Consider the following 18122-nt stretch of genomic DNA (forward strand, 5'->3'; position numbering starts at 1 on the left):
GAGCACTAAAAACACACAGCCGGCAAATAAACCTGAAGCACCTGACCAGGTACCTTTCATGGCAAGGCATCAGCGCATCCATCACCGCAGCCGCCACCGATAGACTGATGAAATTTGACCATGGCAATCAACCGATCAGTGCGACTCTTACCCAGTCGCAGTTCGATACTGCGCTTCGCATCCTGTTGATCCAGCCATTCTTTTATATTCGACTGCCCAAGGCGATAGCGTATTTCAGCAATGCGCTCTGCCCGGGATGAAGATTCATGGGCACGGGCCAGGTAGAGCCCCTCATCGGTGAGCTGTTTATAGGCCGACAGTGCGTTCTCAACATCCTGCAGTGCATCAAGCAACTGCTTTTTGTATAACTCGATACTCTCCTGGTACGTTGCTTCGGCGATTTCAACTTGCAACTTGCCTTTATTGAACTCAAAAAACGGAAGCAGTAAATCTGCCGTAAAAAAACCCACCGGATTGCGCAGAATATTTGACAGTTCGCGTGTCCCTCCTCCAGTGATACCTGCCGTAAGATTCACTGCCGGATAGAGGTTTCTTTGCTGGATCTCAATATTGCTGAAATGAGCGCGCAACCTGAGTTCAGCAGCCCTCATGTCGGGTCGCTGGCTCAGAATGTGGGCAGGTATCTCCGACCGTAGCGCTCTAGACGGTTGAGTCGGAACTGGACGAATCTTGATCGTGTCATCCCACCCCATAGGCGACGCCAATAAAACCAACAAGGCATTGCGGCTTTCTTCACGCTGTTGAAGCCGCCCTGTTTTATCGGCCAGCAGTACACTTAACTGTTGCTCTGCCTGAATCGACTGAAGACGCCCCTCCTGCCCAACGGATTCACCCAGGCGTGCCAGCTCAAGGATTGAACGGGCGCTGGCAATGCTGGTGTCGTTAATTTCAATGCTTTCATTCAAAAACGCTAATCGCCAGTACAGCTCCATTGTTGTACCGATCAGTTGCATCGCGATGTGCTCACGATCCTCCCGGGTCGCCATGGCTTCCCAGGCCGAGATATCGCGAGCCTTTGCAAGACGCCCCCATAAATCCAGCTCGTAGCTCAAGGAGAATGTGCTGGTAAAAGCCTTTTGTTCCGAACTTCCTCTGTTCAGTTCCTTGCTACTGCTCAGTTTGAATCCACTTGATACACCTGGTGTTAAATTCGTCCTGACAATACCCGCTTGTGCCTCTGCCTTTTTGACCCTGTATGCAGCCGCTGCCAGGTTATTATTATTGCGCAGTACACGTTCCACCAGAGCGTCCAGGTCAGGGTCCTGAAATGAGCGCCACCAATGCTGTGTCTGCTTTATATCTTTACCCTCAGGTAATGCATTACGCCATTTTGTAGGCAGCGCCAGTTGTGATTTGACAGCGTTCACATCGGGCAGATGAGTGCTACAACCTGCCAACAGCATCACGCTAAAAAACAGAGCAGGGTAATATCTAGTCATCACAATGATATTCTCAAGAACATTGGAGCGCAGTGTTGACTGGGTCCAGCAAGGCATCGACTTCATGTTGAATGATTACGATGGCAAACCCATTGACTTACGCCCGGGACAAAGCCTCGACAGGATCCAGCCTGGCGGCATTTCGAGCAGGTATATAACCAAATACAAGACCAATAACGGTAGAACTTGCAAACGCTACCATGAACGACCAATAAGAAAATTTAAGCGGAAAATCAGTTTGTAATCCGCCTAAAATTTCCCCGGCAAGCAGGGCCAGCAAAAACCCAAAACCACCGCCAAATATGCACAGCAAACAGGATTCGCTGAGAAACTGCTGCATGATATCTCGTCGCCGGGCACCGAACGCCATACGAACGCCTACTTCATAGGTTCGCTCTGCTACTGAGTAAAGCATCATATTCATCAAGCCAATTCCTCCAACCAGGAGAGAAATCGATGCGACCGATATGCTCAGCACGTTCAAGACTCTGGTAGCACTGGTCACCGACCGGAGTATTGAGTCTGCAGAACTTGTGAAAAAGTCTTTGCTGCCGCGTTTGAGTTCCAAAAGACGATTGATATTACTTTCGGCCAGTTCGTTTGAAATCCCGTCAGCCACGCGCACTACAATGCTCTCAAGAAATGACTGGCCCGAAATACGTGACATCAACGTGGTATAAGGCATATACATCTGCAGAACAGGCGCCTCACCAAATGAAGACGGTGTATTCTTGATAACCGCTATGACGATTGCCGGCATCGGGCCTACCAATATGACTTTTCCAATCGGGTCCTCCCAGCTCGGGAAAAGTCTTTTGCGCATATTTTCATCAATGACTGCAACTTGCGCCTGCCGTTTAACATCATCACTGGAAAAAAAAGTACCTTGCGCAAATACCTCGCCTCTCACCCTGGCAAACGCTTCACCGACACCCAATACCTGAGCTGAAAGGTTGGCGTTTTTTGATGTAATGGTGGCTGTCGCAGAAGAGACCGGGGAGATGCTGTCAACGTAGGGAAGTGATCGCAGATAGTCCACATCAGATTCACTCAGCGCTTTGTTTGAACCCTTGTAGATATCACCCCAGTCCTTCCCGGAGTAAATATCGATGGTGTCAGCACCCATGGCGCTGATCTCTTGAACTATGCGGTCGCGCGCCCCCTCACCCAGGGCAATAACCGATGAAACCGCAGCAATGCCGATGACGATTCCCAGTACCGTCAATCCCGCATGCAAGGGCTTTCTGACCAGCCACGAAAAAGCAATTTTAATTGCCTCCACCCAGCCTGACAGCATGTTTATCGAGGAGCCCTGTGCAGGTTTCAACCCGGGGCCCCCTCGCGGCCCTGCCGTTGACGAGGCAGGGTGATTGCCTGTATCCGAAGAGATGCAGCCATCCTGAATATGAATCAGCCGCTGCGCATATGAAGCGATGTCATTATTGTGCGTAACAATAATGACGGTATGCCCTTTTGCATTCAGTTCACATAAGGCGGCCATCACCTCCTCACCGCTCTTGGTATCCAGCGCACCGGTCGGCTCATCGGCCAATATGATGTCGCCGCCATTCATCAGTGCACGCGCAATGCTGACACGCTGTTGCTGCCCACCTGACAACTGTCCCGGAAAGAAGTGCAAGCGGTCGCTCAACCCAAGACTGCTCAACAGCATTTGTGCGCGTGCACGCAGTGTTTTCTTCTCCCCTTCGACATAAAGGCCTGGAGACAAAACGTTTTCTTCAGCATTCAGGTGGCCCAGCAAATGGTAGCGCTGGAATACGAATCCGAAAGTGCCCCTGCGCAAATCTGCCAACTCATTATTCGTCAGACGGGTCACACTCCGCCCGTGCAGGATGTATTGCCCTTGCGAAGGCGGGACAAGGCACCCCAGAATATTGAGAAGGGTCGACTTTCCCGAGCCCGATGTCCCGACAATTGCAACCATCTCACCTGCACGGATATTCAGGTTGACGTCTCGTAAAGCCTCTGTAGATGAATGACCATTGAAATAGCTCCTGCTGACATTTATCAATTGGATTAATGGCGCGGATAAGCTCAGGTTTTCCTCTGGCAGGTTGCCAGGCTTTACGGCATCCTTCGTGGGCCGAGTTCGAAACTTTATTTTCCTGAGACATTCCATACACTACCCGACAAATAAATATTAACAATGACTCCCACAGCACAACGTCAATCAACGCCTATTCGATAATGACATTGTCGCCTAGCTCAAGCCCCGACTTAACTTGCACATGCGTATTGTTTCGCAGACCGATCGCAATGGACCTTGCAATCACTTCTTTCTGCTCCGTCAATATACGCACTTCATAAAGATTGCCCGCAGACTGCTTTTTTCCGAGAGCGGCCAAAGGAATTGCCATCACCTGACCAACGCTTTCCTGAGTGATTTTAACGTTGGCTGTCATCAAAGGCTTGAGCAGACGATCAGGGTTATCAACTTCAAACGTAGCATTGTAGTAAACAGGAACATTGGACGTTGCATTGGGCTTTGAGAGTTCTTTGCTGTCAGTAACGACGGACTCCGGCAGAAGTTCAACGGCAAGAATGTTCGATTCGAAAGACAGCTCCGGTGCACCGGTCACGGTAAAAACAACCTTTTGCCCCTCCTGCACTCGTACAATATCTGACTCGGATATTCTGGCCTTGACTGTCATCCTGTCCATATTGCCCATAATCAGAATGGTCGGTGATGTCTGGGCGGACACAATTGTCTGGCCCTCTTTAGTCACAATAGCGATGATTTCGCCATCGGCAGGCGCCTTGATTTTCGTATACCCGAGATTAGCCACTGCGCTATCCATCTCGATTTGAGCCAAATGAATCTGGCTTTTTAGAACGAAGACTTCAGCCCGGGCATTTTCCAGCTCCACCTCGGCTTGCTCAAGGTCTCTTTTTGCGCTGGCATCTGCCTGATACAGCGCTTGCTGGCGGGTAAATACCCTCTCTGCGCGCTGGCGCGCTTTTTCCTTGGCCTTTTGCTGTGCCAGTACAAGATCGCGGCTGGCTTTCGCCTTGCTCAAGGCATTTTCCTGAAGCTCCGGATCAATCTCCACTAATACCTGGCCTTTTTTGACCTTGTCACCCAGTCGCACATGGATTGTTTTAACTTGACCATTAACCTGTGCTCCGACATCGACCAAGCCCGTTGCGACTATCGGGCCTGTTGCCAAAACCAGACTTTCCATGTCGATTTTCGTTACTGGCGCAACGATATGGCTCACTTCATCAGATCGATCAAACAATCCATAAAATGCAAAAGAAGATAATGCGACCAGCCCGACAACAAAAACAATCCATTTAAATCGCATAAGTGAGCAACCAATACAATGCAACTGTGTTTATCATCTTTAATCCTGACCTTGCCTGATAGCAGGCACGTACCTGCATCTGCTTTTTTGACTTTTCTTGATAGCCCGCCACTCTTGCAATTAAAACCAGTGCCTGTTCGGCAATGGGTATAACAGGGCAACACCATTAGTACAGCATCAGTACTAACATTCAACTGCCAGGAGCAAGCGCAAGAATAACCCCACTATTAATTCAGGGTTTTCCTACCTTGATTTTTCTTGAGTCTTCAACAAGCAAACCAGCAGCACACGACAGCCCAGTGTTCTGAGCAGGCCATATGTTTGAACTTCACACACCGGATCTCCACTTTGCGCGTACAGTTCATTGCCCACAGTTCTGCACAATCAACGGCCGTATTTATCGGCACGAAACCTGCCAAAGCTGATCCACCCGCGTCGTATAGCTCTGGCTCATCATCTCCCGGCGCATCCCCCAGTCGGGTTTGCCCGGCACGCTGGCGGCCCGTAACGTGCCCCTGCCCCAGCGGCCATTGATGGCATCCAGTACCGCCATCACCCGTGAAGCTTCTGCCGGTTGATTGACGGCAAACAGATCGTCGGAAAACTCCCCCGGCTGGCGCAGGTCGAGCAACAACACTTCGGCCTTGCTGTATCTGAAACCGGGCTGAAACACATGCTCCAGAGCATCCACCGCTGCTCTGGTGAGTAACCGCACATCATCGGTAGGATAGGGCAAGGTCACCACCACGCCCTTGGCGTACTTCGCCTCGTCCGGGTTGAACATGCCGGTACGAATGCTGACCCGGACTTTTTGGCAGTACGACTTTTGTGCCCTGAGCTTTTCCGAGGCACGCATCATATAGGTGGCTACGGCCTCCTTGATCGGTGCCAGCTCGGTCAGGCGCTTGCCAAACATGCGGCTGCAGCAGATCTCCTGCTTGGGCGGATCGGGCTCGTCCAGGGCCAGGCAGGATGTACCGTTCAATTCACGGGCCGTTTTTTCGATCACCACGCTGAATTTTTTGCGCAGCGACCACGGGTCCGCTTTGGCCAGGTCCATCGCTGTGCGAATCCCCATAGCTTCAAGATGCGCGGTCATGCGTCGGCCAACGCCCCAGACCTCCGACACCGCGGTATTGCGCAGTACCCAGTCACGTTCATGGTCGCCACACAGGTTCACCACGCCCCCCGTGTGGGCCTGCAAGCGCTTGGCGGTGTGATTCGCCAGCTTGGCCAGGGTCTTGGTATGCGCGATACCGACCCCCACCGGAATGCCCGTGCATTGCAGGATGCGACTGCGCAACTGACGGCCCATGGCGGTGGCGTCAACGATACCGCTCAGGTCGGCAAAGGACTCGTCGATGCTGTAGACCTCGACAGCCGGCAACATCGCCTCGATCAGGCTCATGACACGCTCGCTCATGTCGCCATACAACGCATAGTTGGACGAAAACGCCACAATCCCCAGTTGCTCGAGCCGATCCTTGATCTGGAAATACGGCTCGCCCATTTTCACGTGAGGCTTGGCGTCATAACTGCGGGCGATCACGCAGCCGTCGTTGTTGCTCAGCACCACAATGGGCACCTTGGCCAGGTCGGGCCTGAACACACGCTCACAGCTGGCGTAAAAACTGTTGCAATCGATCAGGGCAAAAACCGGCGCAGGCTTAGTGGCCATGGCTGCGCACGGTATAGGTAATCACGCCCCAGACTGTCAGTTCATCACCTTCGAGTACATACCGGTCCGGATACTTCGGGTTTTCGGATTGCAGCACAACGCTCTTGCCACGCAGGCACAGGCGTTTGCATATCGGCTCGTTATTGAGCAGCGCCACCACCACATGGCCATGCCCGGGCTCGATAGCACGGTCCACCACCGCCAGATCCCCGGAAAAAATCCCCACACCCTGCATGCTGTCGCCGTCGATGCGCACCAGATACACATGGGGCGCACGGATACCGAGCAGTTCATCGAGGGAAATTTCCTTCTCGATATGATCCGCCGCCGGTGACGGAAACCCGGCGGGGACTTTGAAGGAGCAAAGTGGCAGGCGAACGCCATCTTCAGCAATGGGACCCAGGGAAGTGAAGCTCATGACGCACGCCTTACGATAACTGTATGAACATACAGTAAACTGCGTAGGATCATTCTGGTCAATTTTTCTGACAGATATTTCGACGAGAGGAGTGTGTAGCCGATTTCAGGGGCTGTCTGGAGTCACAACCCAGCACATCGTCTGCAACCTGATAGAGGGATGACTTGCCAAGGGTTCCCATTCATCCCTGAACCTGAACCCTTGCTTCAGGTAGAAGCTGGCAGCTCTTGCGTTGTCCGGGGCTACCTCGAGATAAACGTACTCATGCCCGCCCTGCAGCGCCCGGGCCTTGACTGCGCCAACCAGCCGGGCGGCCACATCGGCGCCGCGCACGCCGGGCTCGACCCACATGCCGATCAAGTTATAGCGCCGGTTTTCGCTCACCCCGGCACCGATCATGCCCACCGCCTTGCTGTCCTCGATGGCCAGCCAGAATTGCGTCCCCGCCCCTGAATCAGCGCGCTCTTGCCACTGCTCGTCGGTGTAACTGGCCGCCGTTTGATAGCTCACGCCAAATGCCGTCGGGGCATCCAGAAGCGCTGCCAGGCGAACCTGCTTCAACAGCATCCAGTCACTGGCTTGCGTCAATCGAATGTGCATACCCTTCCCTGCTACGTCCGTGATTTTTCAAAACGAACATCACCTTCAGGCAAATTCGCCACCGCCTGCCAGCCAAGGTGCCGATAAAAACCGCTGGCACGGCTGTTTTCAGCGGTCTCCAGCCAAATCGTGGGGTGATGCTGAAACAGAAACGCCTCGGCCTTCGCCATCAGTCTGCGACCCAGCCCGAGCCCCTCGAATTCGGCCAGGACAAATGCGGCAAAGACACAGCCATCCTCGGCATCGGCCATGGCAAACCCCACCGTAACACCCTCGACCTCGGCCACCCAGATACAGGGAGCGGCTTCCATCGCCTGGCCTATGACGTCAGGGGTAATGCCCATTTCAGTTAACTGTTGGTGAGAAAGAGGGTTCTCCCTGACGCGGGTACGGATGACAAAAATTGTCGGGATATCTGCCTGATTGGCAAGTCTTATGGCTATGTTCATAAATTCAGGGCTCCATCCCTTGCAGCTTGCGCTTCAGGCGCTTGAGGTAGCTGTTGACAATAAGTTTGTGCGCCGGCCCCACCGGCAGCATATACAGACGGCCAAAGGTGTTATGGGTGACCACAGAGGAGGTGATTGTCAGTACCCGATCAGCCATCGACACACAGGTCATCACATCCAGATGCCGGTCACGCTCGGTCAGCACCAATACCTCGGGGGCGCTGTGCTCTACCAGAAAGAAATCCAGATAGTCACCTGCCTGCACGGCCTCGCGCCGGGTACCGGAGAAACCGCCAATGCGCTTTACGCCAAATAACGAAGAAATCCCGTCTCGGGTTCGAAACGCCAGGCGCATCAGCGGCCCCTGCCCGGCCGTCATCAGGTTCCAGGCTTGCAGCGCCGTGATCTGCACAGGCAGCAGCACCGATCTGCTGTCATGGTAATCAAGCTCGGGCAGCGGACGCAGGGTATGCACAGATGCACGGGTCACTAACGGTTATCTCCCTGATAAAAGTTAAATAATGCCACTGAAGCCCTAGCGCCCCGGCTGCCATTGCGGGTAGACCGCAAGGTCTTCATGTTCAAGCCATGGGACATCATGCTCAGCCCAGATATGGTATTGCGGGCGATCGCCCGGGTCCTCTTCCAGGGTCGCAACACGAACAATCACAGCCGCGGCTGTGTCACGTTCAGCCACAAGGTGACAACCGCACAGCGAGCAAAAGCGCCGCAGCTTGCCGGGGGAAGACTCGTAGTTGCTGAGCTTTTCCTGCCCCCTCGTCCAATGGAAGTGCTCACGCAAAACACCGGCCGTGGTGACAAACGCAGCAGCATGGGTTTTGCGGCACGACTGGCAATGACAATGGCTTACAGGCAGGTCGATACGATCAATTTCATAGCCAACGGCACCGCAGGCGCAACTTCCCTTCATCACAGGCTCCTTTGTTCAGTACGGTATTTATCGTCGCCTTGCGGCTTGCTGGCAATGATATCGAAGCGGTGCCAGGCGATGTCCCCCTGCAAACTGGCACCCGGTTGCTCGAATTCGCGCAACAGATGCAGCTCAAGATTACCGCACAGCAAGCGCGCCTGCGCTTCGGTCTGAAAGGTCATATGGGCAAGTGCCGCCCAGCCGTGCCGTTCGCCAAACAGATGGCCGACAAATACACCACCCGGTTCAAGCGCCGCAGTAACAAGCCGCCAAAGGGTCTCAAAATATTCTGGCCGACAGAACGGCAAGGCGAGACCGGCATGGATCAATCTGGATGCAGGTAACTGCGTCAGCTGTTCAAAATCGCAGGCCAGGGTCGCCAGCCGCCCACCGCTGACACCTTGTGACAATGCAGATGTTCGCGCAATGGCGCCGGCTTCGCGGTCAATGGCCAGTACGTCCCAGCCTGCGGCCAGCAATTGCCGGGTTTCCATTCCGGCCCCACAACCCAGGTCCACGGCCTGACGTGAACCCTCATTCGCGCTGATCAGGTTCAAGGCCCTACTCAGCAAGGGCGATTGCCCGCGCTGTTCACTTGCCTGGTAATAGGCTTCCCAGTCACTCAACTCAAGTTCCTTCTTGATCATTACGTCTGTCACAGGCCATCTCAAAAACAGATGGATCCATCTGAATTCAGCACTACGAGTGTGTACCCAAGGCTGCCTAAGATAAGTCATAACTCCCTGATAATGCCGCCCGTTTTACGCGGTGCACAACAACCGGAGATTGTCTGATGACCCATCCTGCTGCCTGCGAACACCCGCCCCTGGCCGAATCCTTGCGCGAGGAGCTGGGCCAATTGCTCGGCACCCGCTTCTCCACCTCGGCCAGCGTGCGCGAGCACCACGGCAGCGATATTTCCGCACTAGACCCCATGCCGCCGGATGCCGTGGCCTATGCCAACAGCCTTGAGGATATCGTCAGTATCAGCAGCGCCTGTTATCGCCACGATACGCCGATGATCGCCTATGGCAGCGGCACCTCGCTGGAAGGCTGGCTGCAAGCCTCCCACGGTGGCGTCAGCATTGATGTCTCGGGCATGAACCAGGTGCTTGCCATTCGCGTTGACGATATGGACGCCACTGTACAACCGGGGGTGACCCGCAAACAGTTGAATGCAGCGTTGCACGGCACCGGGCTGTTTTTCCCTATCGACCCCGGGGCCGATGCGTCACTGGGCGGCATGGCGGCGACCCGTGCTTCCGGGACCAACGCCGTGCGCTACGGCACCATGCGCGAAAACGTGCTGGCCATGACGGCAGTGTTGGCCGACGGCCGGGTGATCAACACCGGCGGGCGGGCGCGCAAGTCTTCCGCCGGCTATGACTTGACCCATTTACTGGTCGGCTCGGGCGGGACGCTGGCGACCATCGCCGAACTGACCGTCAAGTTGCACCCGATTCCTGAAGCCATTTCAGCTGCCGTGTGCCGCTTTCCCAGCGTGGATCTGGCCGTACGCGCCGTGATCCAGATCATCCAGCTCGGTGTGCCGGTCGCCCGCATTGAACTGCTCGATGCCTTGACCATGCGCGCCCTCAACGCCTACAGCAGCACGCAGTTGCGCGAGGCGCCGTCGCTGCTCTTTGAACTGCATGGCTCTGAAGCCGGCGTGAAAGAACAGATCGAGACCGTGCGCATGGTTGCCGATGAACATCAGGGCATGGACTTCGAGTGGGCCGTGCATCCGGAGGATCGCAGCCGTCTGTGGCAGGCCCGGCATGACGGCTACTTCGCCGCCCTCGCCCTGCGCCCCGGTTGCCGCGCCCTGACCACCGATGCCGTGGTACCGATTTCACGACTGGCCGAGTGCATTGAAGCGACGGCAGCGGACCTTGCGCAAAACGGCTTTCTCGCACCGATTTTCGGTCATGTGGGCGATGGTAACTTCCATGCCGTGATCCTGGTCGACCCGCACAACCCCGACGAAATCGAACGCGCCGAAGGCGTGGCCCATCGCCTGGCCGAGCGGGCCATTGCCCTGCAGGGCAGTTGCACCGGCGAGCACGGCATCGGCTTGACCAAACAGCACTTCATGGCCGTTGAACACGGGCAAAACGCCGTGGACGTCATGCAGTCGATCAAGGCGGCGCTCGACCCGAAACAGCTGATGAACCCCGGCAAGATATTCCCTCGAGGGCGCTCTGCAGGCTGACCCGCGGTACCATCACCGGCCCGCATATCCGAGTCCTGCAGGAAGCACCGCAATGGAAATCCGCCAGATCAAATATTTTGTCGCCGTGATCGATTGCGGCAGCCTGTCCAAAGCCGCCCGCCAGGTGCATGTGGCGCAATCGGCCTTGAGCAAGCAAATGTCGGCGCTGGAGGACGATCTGGGGGTTCAGCTGTTCCATCGCAGCCACAACGGCGTAGTCGCCAGCGAGGCCGGCAAGGTCTTCTACGAATACGCCCAGGGCATGCTCAAGCATCTGAGCGATGCCCGGGCTGCCGTCAGCAGCAGCCCCGACTCGGTCAGCGGCTCGATTATCGTGGCGCTGCCGCAAAGCGTCGCCACCCTCCTTGCCATGCCGCTGATGCGCGCCGTGGCCGCCCGTTACCCGCAGGTGGCATTCCATCTCAACGAAGAGCTGACCGGCAACGTCATGGACCAGTTACTGCACGGGCGCATTGACCTGGCCCTGTTCAGCGCCATCGACCTGCCCCCGCAAGTGTTGTTCAGCGCATTGATCGAAGAAGATTTTTACCTGATCCACCGTGCCGATGCCGCCGACGCCCCCGCTGCCGGTGAGGTTTGCCTGGCGCAGGCGCTGGCCCGGCCGCTGGTATTTCCCAGTCAGGCCCACGGTCACTGCACCCGCACGCTGGTCGAGCACGCGGTAAAACAGCACGGGCTGGCCGTGGGCGAAATCGTCATGGAGGTCAACTCCGTGCATATCCTCAAAAGCGCGGTCGAGGCCGGTATCGGTCACACCATCATGCCGTTGAACCTGGCCGTGCGTGAAATCGATGACGGTCGGCTGGTGGCCCACCGCATTGCCGCTGACGGCTTGACCCGAACCCTGGGTATCTGCAGTTGCGCTTCGATGCCCGCCAGCCATCTTAAAACCCTGATCAGTGAGTTGATCCGCGAAGTCGTGCACGCCATGTGCGCGTGCGGCGAATGGCCGGGAGGCCGTGCGCGCTGATCGGTGATTGCACACCTGCCCCTACAACAACAAAAAAGAGGCTCCAGATGAACACCCTACCGCCACCCCCTGCTGACATGCCGGACCATGCACTGCATTCGGCCTACCGCAAAACCGCCTGGCGAGTCATTCCGTTGCTGATGGTCTGTTATCTGGTCGCCTACCTGGACCGGGTCAATGTGGGCTTTGCCAAACTGCAGATGCTTGATGACCTCAAGTTCAGCGAGGCGGTGTACGGGCTCGGTGCCGGGGTGTTTTTTGTCGGCTACCTGATGTTCGAAATCCCCAGCAATATCGCCCTGCACAGGTTTGGCGCCCGGCGCTGGATCGCGCGGATCATGATGACCTGGGGCCTGCTGTCAGCGGCCATGATGTTTGTCGAAACCCCCATGAGCTTCTACCTGCTGCGCTTTTTGATCGGCATTGCCGAAGCAGGCTTTTTCCCGGGGATTATTTTCTATCTCACCACCTGGTTTCCGAGCCATCGCCGGGGCGTGATGATTTCACTGTTTATCGCCGCCCTGCCGATCTCCAGCATGCTGGGCTCGCTGATTTCCGGCTTGATCATGCAAACCCTCGATGGCGTGGCAGGGTACGCCGGCTGGCAATGGCTGTTCGTGATCGAAGGCTTGCCGGCGGTGGCCCTGGGCGCCGCCGTGTTCTTTCTGCTGCGCGACCGGATTGCCGACGCCCGCTGGCTCAGCGCCGAAGAAAAACGCGGCATGCAGGCGGCGCTGGATCGCGAAACCCGTGCCAAATCCCACCACTCCGTACGCGATGGTCTGCTCAACCCGAAAATCTGGCTGCTGGGGGCGGTGTACTTTTGCCTGGTGCTGGGCCAGTACGTGATCAGTTTCTGGATGCCGACCATTATCCGCAACAGCGGTGTCGCCGAACCCTGGGCCATTGGCGTGTTGAGTGCTATTCCCTATTCCGTGGCCGCGGTGAGCATGGTGCTGGTGGGACGCAGCAGCGACCGTGTTCGCGAGTATCGCTGGCACCTGGCAATCTGCGCCTTTATCGGCGCTGGCGGGGTGGTATTTGGCACCCTGTTCGGCGCCAGCCTGTGGCTGTCAATGATCGGCCTGACCGTCGGCACAGCAGCTATGATCAGCAGCTTGCCGGTGTTCTGGGGCATGCCTACCGCGGTGGTGGGCGGTGCAGCCGCCGCTGCGGGGATCGCGCTGATCAACTCCCTGGGCAATGTCGCCGGATTTTTCAGCACCATTGTGGTCGGCTGGTTGACGCAGTTGACCGGCAACACCCAGGCGGCAATGTACTTTATGGCCGCCGCGCTGGTGCTCGGCGGGCTGCTGGGCCTGAGTGTGTCACGCACGCGCAGTGACCCGGTTGTTGAGATCAAGGCAGTGGCCTGACAGGTGCCTTCACCATGCTGGCCCGACACGGCCCGGCCCCTGATGGGAACGAAAATGCGGCAACACGTGCTCTGCCAGCTCCTGTATGACCTCTGCCGCAGGCCGCGCCGAAAACTGGATACCCAGGGCCGCATGGTTGACCCATGCTGCTTGCCATTCACCCAGCAGGTCAATCAGGCCATTGCGCCCGGTGCGCAACACATAACCGCCCTGTAAAGAGGTGCGGGGATAATCGGGGTCATCAACCAGGTCGAGCCATTCATTGGTCATGTGCGGCCTGAACCCGCCGTCCGGGATCAACTGGCGCCAGGCCCGGATCTTTTCGCCCAGGCGTTGCGGCCCTGCGCGGTCGTGGGTCGATTCGGGAAAGGTCAGCCAGCCATCGGCATGCTCGCCAATCCAGGCCAGTGACTGACGGGATGAACCGGTGACCATCAGGGGGATGGCTCCCGCCACGGGCCGGGGCAGAAACTCGGCTCCGGCCATATGCCCCAGTGCCGAATCGATAACCGGCGCACGGGCCTGCATCAGTTGGCGGAAATACGTCACGCTCTGGGCAAACCGCTCACCCCGCCGGGCGTGCTCCAGACCATAGGCGGGAAACTCAATGGCCCGGTCTCCCGAGGCGATCCCCATGACCAGGCGCCCGTTCGACAACTGATCGATGGTGGCGCTGGCCTTGGCCAGATCAATGGGATGGCGCAAGGAAAAGATTGCACTGCCGGTTGCCAGCGCAATTGTGCGGGTGTGAGCCGCCAGAAACGCCAGGTAGGTAAAGGGATCGAATACTTGCCCCGCATCACCGAAGGCAGGATCGAACAGCGGTACGTCGCGCACCCAGACTGCGGCAAAACCATATCGGTCGATGTCGCGAACCCGCTCGGCCTGCCCGGCCAGTACCGCCATGTCGCCCTTGTAAAAGCGCAATGGCAGAAAAATCCCGAGGGTCAGCTGATTGGCCGCGAACATGCGCCGATAACCGCGGTGGCTGGCAAATGCGGGCGACGACTGGCCTGTGACCTGATCTGTAGTGTTCATATTGATCCCCTGGTTCAAGCGCCGGTGGCGCGAGTAGGCAGAGCGATACCGCGCTGCACGGCGGGTCTGGTGCCAATGCGCTGGTACCAGGCGCTCAGGTGCTTATAGGCGCTGAAATCGAAATCGATGACTTGCGCGATATGGGTCCAGCCAAACTGGGCAATATCGGCAATCGAGTACTCGTCACCGGCCAGATAGGGGTGCTCGGCCAGGCGGTTGTCCAGGGTGGTAAAGGCTTCATCCATCAAGCGCCGATAGCGCGAAATGGCCTGGGGAATTTTGTCTGCGGCAAACAGCTCGAAGTGAACGCGCTGGCCCATCACAGGCCCCACGCTGGCAGCATGAAACATCAGCCACTGGATGGCTTCCCAGCGTTTGGCGGGTTCGACGGGCAAGAGCTGACCACTGATATCAGCCAGATACAGGAGGATGGCTGCCGATTCAAACAATGTGATGCCACTGCTTTCGTCGACCAGCACCGGGATACGCCCGTGCGGGTTGAGGCGCAAAAACGCCGGGCTGCGGTTCTCGCCCTGGTCAATGTTTACGTGCCGCAGGTGGTAGGTTAAACCGAGTTCCTCCAGGGCAATGGTGATCTTGAAACCATTGGGCGAGCTGTCGGTATACAACGTGATCATGGGGTTCATGCAGGGCGTCCGGTTAGATATAGTTTTACTAAACTTGCACAGCATCTCTAAACTCGGAACATCATCGCTTTCGCTGTGTGTCAGCGGAAACGATCATTTCTGCACACCAGATTCAGGAAAACTAAAGCCTATGGCAGCTTCACTGCCCCTTCTCGCCTTGCGTGCTTTCGTCGAAGTTGGCCAGCAAGGCAGCATCAAGGCGGCCGCGCAAACGCTGAATGTCACCTCAGGTGCCGTCAGCCAGCAGATCCGTCTGCTGGAAGACCGGGTCGGCATGCCGCTGTTTACCCGCGAACGCAGCGGCTTGCGGCTTACAGAGGCTGGCGCAGCTGTGCACCCCACCCTGCAGCAAGCCTTCGGGGCAATCGAAAAAGCCATGCAGTCACTGCACGAAAGTACGACTCGCCAGACCCTGACGATCAGTACGGTGGCAACCTTTGCCGCCTCATGGCTGGTGCCGCGCCTGGGACGATTCAACCGCCTGCACCCGGATATCGAGGTGCGGGTGGAGGCCACTTCCACGCTGGTGGACATGCACCGCGGGCGTGTCGATATTGCCTTGCGCCATGGGCTTGGGGTCTATCCCGGCCTGCACGTGACCCGTTTGATGGCGCCTGTGCTGATCCCCGTCGCCAGCCCCGCCCTGCTGGCTGGCAACCCGGGGCCGGCACAGCCGCAGGACTGCCTCGACTTCCCCCTGCTGCATGACGCTGACCGTGCCGACTGGCTGTTGTGGCTCAGCGCCCATGGCGTGGGCAAAGACCCGCGCGCCGAACGCGGGACAGCTTTTGAGGACGATTTTTTATTGATCCGCGCAGCCGAAGCAGGCCAGGGGCTGGCCTTGGTGCCCCAGGAGTACGCAACCGAAGAAATCGCTGCAGGCCGCCTGGTACAAGTCATGGACAAGCCCTGGCCGGCGCGCTTTGCCTACTACGCCGTAACACGGGTGGAGGCAATGCAACGGGATGAGGTCAGGGCATTTATGCACTGGATCATGCAAGAGGCCGGGGGTAAGTAACAATCACCAGCCCCTCGTCTGCATCCGGGGAACGAAAGTAGGTGGTGATCAGATCAAACTCGGCATCCGATGCGGCAAAGTCATGCTCGGCAAGCTGGTTGCGTACATGCAGGCGCGCACGGCAGGTGTCGTCGTCCACAGCGAGATAATGCAGGCAGTGCGGCACACGCGCGGTTTCTGCCAGGCCGAGCAACCATTCACGGCCGGCAATGGTATTGGCAGGAAAATCCAGCACCACATCCACACCGGACTCCAGCAGGTCGATCACCAGAGGCCCCAGCACACCGCGAATCCTCAGGCTGTAGGCTGCGTAATCGGTTACCGAATTGATCGCACCGGGATAAAGCGATGAGAGCCATTTATCTTCGCTCAGCAATATCGCGCTGTGCTCCACCGCAAGCGTTCTGGCCAGGGTTGATTTGCCTGATGCGATCTTGCCGCACATCAGATGCAGTGTCGCAGTGACCATGGGACGCTTCCTTGAGTGCGGACATTGGATGATGCCCAGCGCTGGCAGTGAACGCAATTGCCAATAAAACCAGCCAAGGGTGAACGAAAAACAGCCCGGTCTGCACCTGAACTTCAGGGGTACAGACCGAACCGTACAACAGCGTCCGCGCGCGGCCAGTCAGTTTTTGTTTAGCAGGCCGCCAAGCAGACCACCCAGCCCGCCGGAAGCACTTGCGCCACCCGAGGTGCCGGTGTTTGTCTGGGTACCGGTCGTGCCGCCCAGGCTGCCAAGCAAGCCAGTGCTGCCACCCAGTAAACCACCTGTGCCGCCGGTGGTTGTCTGAGTACCGGTTGAACCTGTGGCCGTGCCCAGCCCGCCCAGCAAACCGCCCAGCCCGCCGGTAGTTGTGCTTGTGCTTGTGCCGGTGCCGGTGGTTGTCGTCGGGTTCAGGTAACCGCCGGATTTATCCAGTGCCCCACCCACACCGCCTAGCACACCGCTCACCACATTGGTGAGCGGGTTCTTGCCGGTATCGACTACCTTGTCACCCAGCCCGCCGACCACGCCGCCAACCTTCGTCAACAACCCGTCCACCGGCTGCCCCAACCCGGTGGTGGTGCCTACCTTGCCTGTGACGTTTTCCACCATTGAGATCACGGGGACCACGACCTTGTCATTCAAACCACCGGTAGCCTTGCCCAATTGCCCGCTGGTCACATGGGTGGTCAGTGTGTTGCCAAGCATGGTGACAGTGGTGCCGACCTTGTCCACCAGCCCGCCCGCGGTGCCGGTGACCTTGCCCACTACACCGCCTACCAGCGGGACCTGACTGATCGGTGTGTTGTCGACCAGAGCGCTGACACCTGTGCCGAGAGACGAAACGCCTTTACCCACATCGCTGACGCCATTGGTAACACCAGCCACGGTAATGCCCAGCGAGTTTTTGTCAGTGCCCAGCGAGCCCAGGCCATTGGTCACGCCATCGGTAATGGAAGTCACGGCATTACCGGTATTGACCACCAACCCGCCTGCTGCGCCGACCACAGGAACGGTGGTCAGGGTGGTGCCCACGCCGCTGACCAGGGTGCCGACACCGCCCAGTCCGGTGCCGACTTCACCGGCGACCTGCCCCGTGACCAGAGGCGGGGTAACTGCCGGGTTAGGCGGATTGGTTGGATTGGTTGGATTGGTTGGATCAGTCGGATCAGTTGGATCTGTCGGTGTAGTGGGATCAGTTGGCGTGGTCGGATTGGTCGGCGGCGTCGGCGTGCTTGCGCTGTCACTGCTGTGATGCCCGCCACCACCACTGTGGCAGCCCGCCAGGCTGGCGCTCATGACCAACAACAGGGCCGTGCTTGTTTTCAACCAGAGTTGGGTGTTCATAATCAGCTCCCTTGAATCTGTCATGCCTGAGTTCGAAAGCTCCCAGCACTCGCATCAGAGGGAGTTTCCATCCTGGGGAACATGACAACGCCACGGGCTCGAACCCACAACTCACTCCTTGGTATTAATACTCTCTATAAGGCT

The 18122-nt window shown here is 57.4% G+C and carries 18 protein-coding genes; 4 read left to right on the forward strand and 14 right to left on the reverse strand.

Going from position 1 to position 18122, the window contains the following annotated elements; all coding sequences use genetic code 11:
* Positions 1-56: 56 nt before the first annotated feature.
* The 10 genes from ACP7BE_RS04830 to ACP7BE_RS04875 all read right to left on the reverse strand — a co-directional run bounded on the left by ACP7BE_RS04830 (position 57) and on the right by ACP7BE_RS04875 (position 9509).
* Complete coding sequence (locus ACP7BE_RS04830) at positions 57-1526, reverse strand: efflux transporter outer membrane subunit (RefSeq protein ID WP_150628858.1); 1470 nt, start codon at positions 1524-1526, stop codon at positions 57-59.
* Between the two features lie 31 nt (positions 1527-1557).
* A complete protein-coding gene (locus ACP7BE_RS04835) occupies positions 1558-3600 on the reverse strand; it encodes a MacB family efflux pump subunit (RefSeq protein ID WP_275672079.1) in 2043 nt (680 codons plus the stop codon).
* A gap of 58 nt (positions 3601-3658) precedes the next feature.
* A complete protein-coding gene (locus tag ACP7BE_RS04840) occupies positions 3659-4786 on the reverse strand; it encodes an efflux RND transporter periplasmic adaptor subunit (RefSeq protein ID WP_095026208.1) in 1128 nt (375 codons plus the stop codon).
* Positions 4787-5183: 397 nt separating this feature from the next.
* Positions 5184-6464 carry a translesion error-prone DNA polymerase V subunit UmuC gene (gene umuC / locus ACP7BE_RS04845; RefSeq protein WP_150628859.1) on the reverse strand — a complete coding sequence of 427 codons (1281 nt, stop codon included), beginning with the start codon at positions 6462-6464 and terminating at the stop codon, positions 5184-5186.
* Entirely contained in the window at positions 6454-6882 is a 429-nt protein-coding gene (locus ACP7BE_RS04850) for a LexA family protein (RefSeq protein ID WP_095000117.1), read from the reverse strand. The genes umuC and ACP7BE_RS04850 overlap by 11 nt, the downstream gene beginning before the upstream one ends.
* A gap of 105 nt (positions 6883-6987) precedes the next feature.
* Positions 6988-7482 carry a GNAT family N-acetyltransferase gene (locus ACP7BE_RS04855; protein ID WP_176464276.1) on the reverse strand — a complete coding sequence of 165 codons (495 nt, stop codon included), beginning with the start codon at positions 7480-7482 and terminating at the stop codon, positions 6988-6990.
* Between the two features lie 11 nt (positions 7483-7493).
* Complete coding sequence (locus ACP7BE_RS04860) at positions 7494-7931, reverse strand: GNAT family N-acetyltransferase (RefSeq protein WP_426104959.1); 438 nt, start codon at positions 7929-7931, stop codon at positions 7494-7496.
* Between the two features lie 4 nt (positions 7932-7935).
* Positions 7936-8421 (reverse strand): DUF2867 domain-containing protein, encoded by a 486-nt coding sequence (locus ACP7BE_RS04865; protein ID WP_095000115.1) that lies wholly within the window; start codon positions 8419-8421, stop codon positions 7936-7938.
* 45 nt (positions 8422-8466) lie between these two features.
* Positions 8467-8862, reverse strand: coding sequence for a GFA family protein (locus tag ACP7BE_RS04870; RefSeq protein ID WP_095024628.1), 396 nt, complete (start codon positions 8860-8862; stop codon positions 8467-8469).
* Positions 8862-9509: a class I SAM-dependent methyltransferase gene (locus tag ACP7BE_RS04875; protein ID WP_095023346.1), complete on the reverse strand. Its 648-nt coding sequence runs from the start codon at positions 9507-9509 to the stop codon at positions 8862-8864. Before ACP7BE_RS04875 ends, ACP7BE_RS04870 begins: the two co-directional genes overlap by 1 nt.
* Before the next feature lie 146 nt (positions 9510-9655).
* On the opposite strand from ACP7BE_RS04875, the gene ACP7BE_RS04880 reads away from it, so the two are divergent.
* Genes ACP7BE_RS04880 through ACP7BE_RS04890 form a run of 3 tightly spaced genes read left to right on the forward strand, consistent with a single transcriptional unit; the run spans position 9656 to position 13441 of the window.
* Positions 9656-11074 carry an FAD-binding oxidoreductase gene (locus ACP7BE_RS04880; protein ID WP_095018507.1) on the forward strand — a complete coding sequence of 473 codons (1419 nt, stop codon included), beginning with the start codon at positions 9656-9658 and terminating at the stop codon, positions 11072-11074.
* A 52-nt stretch (positions 11075-11126) separates the two neighbouring features.
* Positions 11127-12065 carry a LysR family transcriptional regulator gene (locus ACP7BE_RS04885; RefSeq protein ID WP_095000111.1) on the forward strand — a complete coding sequence of 313 codons (939 nt, stop codon included), beginning with the start codon at positions 11127-11129 and terminating at the stop codon, positions 12063-12065.
* 47 nt (positions 12066-12112) lie between these two features.
* Entirely contained in the window at positions 12113-13441 is a 1329-nt protein-coding gene (locus tag ACP7BE_RS04890) for an MFS transporter (protein ID WP_095023344.1), read from the forward strand.
* A 9-nt stretch (positions 13442-13450) separates the two neighbouring features.
* Here ACP7BE_RS04890 and ACP7BE_RS04895 read toward each other — a convergent pair whose 3' ends face one another.
* Together ACP7BE_RS04895 and ACP7BE_RS04900 are read right to left on the reverse strand one after the other, a co-directional pair.
* Entirely contained in the window at positions 13451-14479 is a 1029-nt protein-coding gene (locus ACP7BE_RS04895; protein WP_426104963.1) for an LLM class oxidoreductase, read from the reverse strand.
* A gap of 14 nt (positions 14480-14493) precedes the next feature.
* Positions 14494-15117, reverse strand: a complete 624-nt coding sequence (locus ACP7BE_RS04900; RefSeq protein WP_095019871.1) for a glutathione S-transferase family protein — start codon at positions 15115-15117, stop codon at positions 14494-14496.
* A 139-nt stretch (positions 15118-15256) separates the two neighbouring features.
* Between ACP7BE_RS04900 and ACP7BE_RS04905 the strand changes: the two genes are divergently transcribed.
* Positions 15257-16144 (forward strand): LysR substrate-binding domain-containing protein, encoded by an 888-nt coding sequence (locus ACP7BE_RS04905; RefSeq protein ID WP_095024626.1) that lies wholly within the window; start codon positions 15257-15259, stop codon positions 16142-16144.
* Here ACP7BE_RS04905 and ACP7BE_RS04910 read toward each other — a convergent pair.
* Both ACP7BE_RS04910 and ACP7BE_RS04915 read right to left on the reverse strand, forming a co-directional pair.
* A complete protein-coding gene (locus ACP7BE_RS04910) occupies positions 16119-16613 on the reverse strand; it encodes an AAA family ATPase (RefSeq protein ID WP_095000106.1) in 495 nt (164 codons plus the stop codon). The two genes, ACP7BE_RS04905 and ACP7BE_RS04910, sit on opposite strands and share 26 nt — an antisense overlap.
* Positions 16614-16772: 159 nt before the next feature.
* On the reverse strand, positions 16773-17978 hold the full coding sequence (locus tag ACP7BE_RS04915; RefSeq protein WP_426104965.1) for a collagen-like triple helix repeat-containing protein: 1206 nt from the start codon (positions 17976-17978) through the stop codon (positions 16773-16775).
* Positions 17979-18122 lie beyond the last annotated feature (144 nt).

Origin of the sequence: Pseudomonas sp. TWR1-1-3 (genome assembly GCF_049896805.1) — a bacterium.
Classification (GTDB): domain Bacteria; phylum Pseudomonadota; class Gammaproteobacteria; order Pseudomonadales; family Pseudomonadaceae; genus Aquipseudomonas; species Aquipseudomonas bubulae.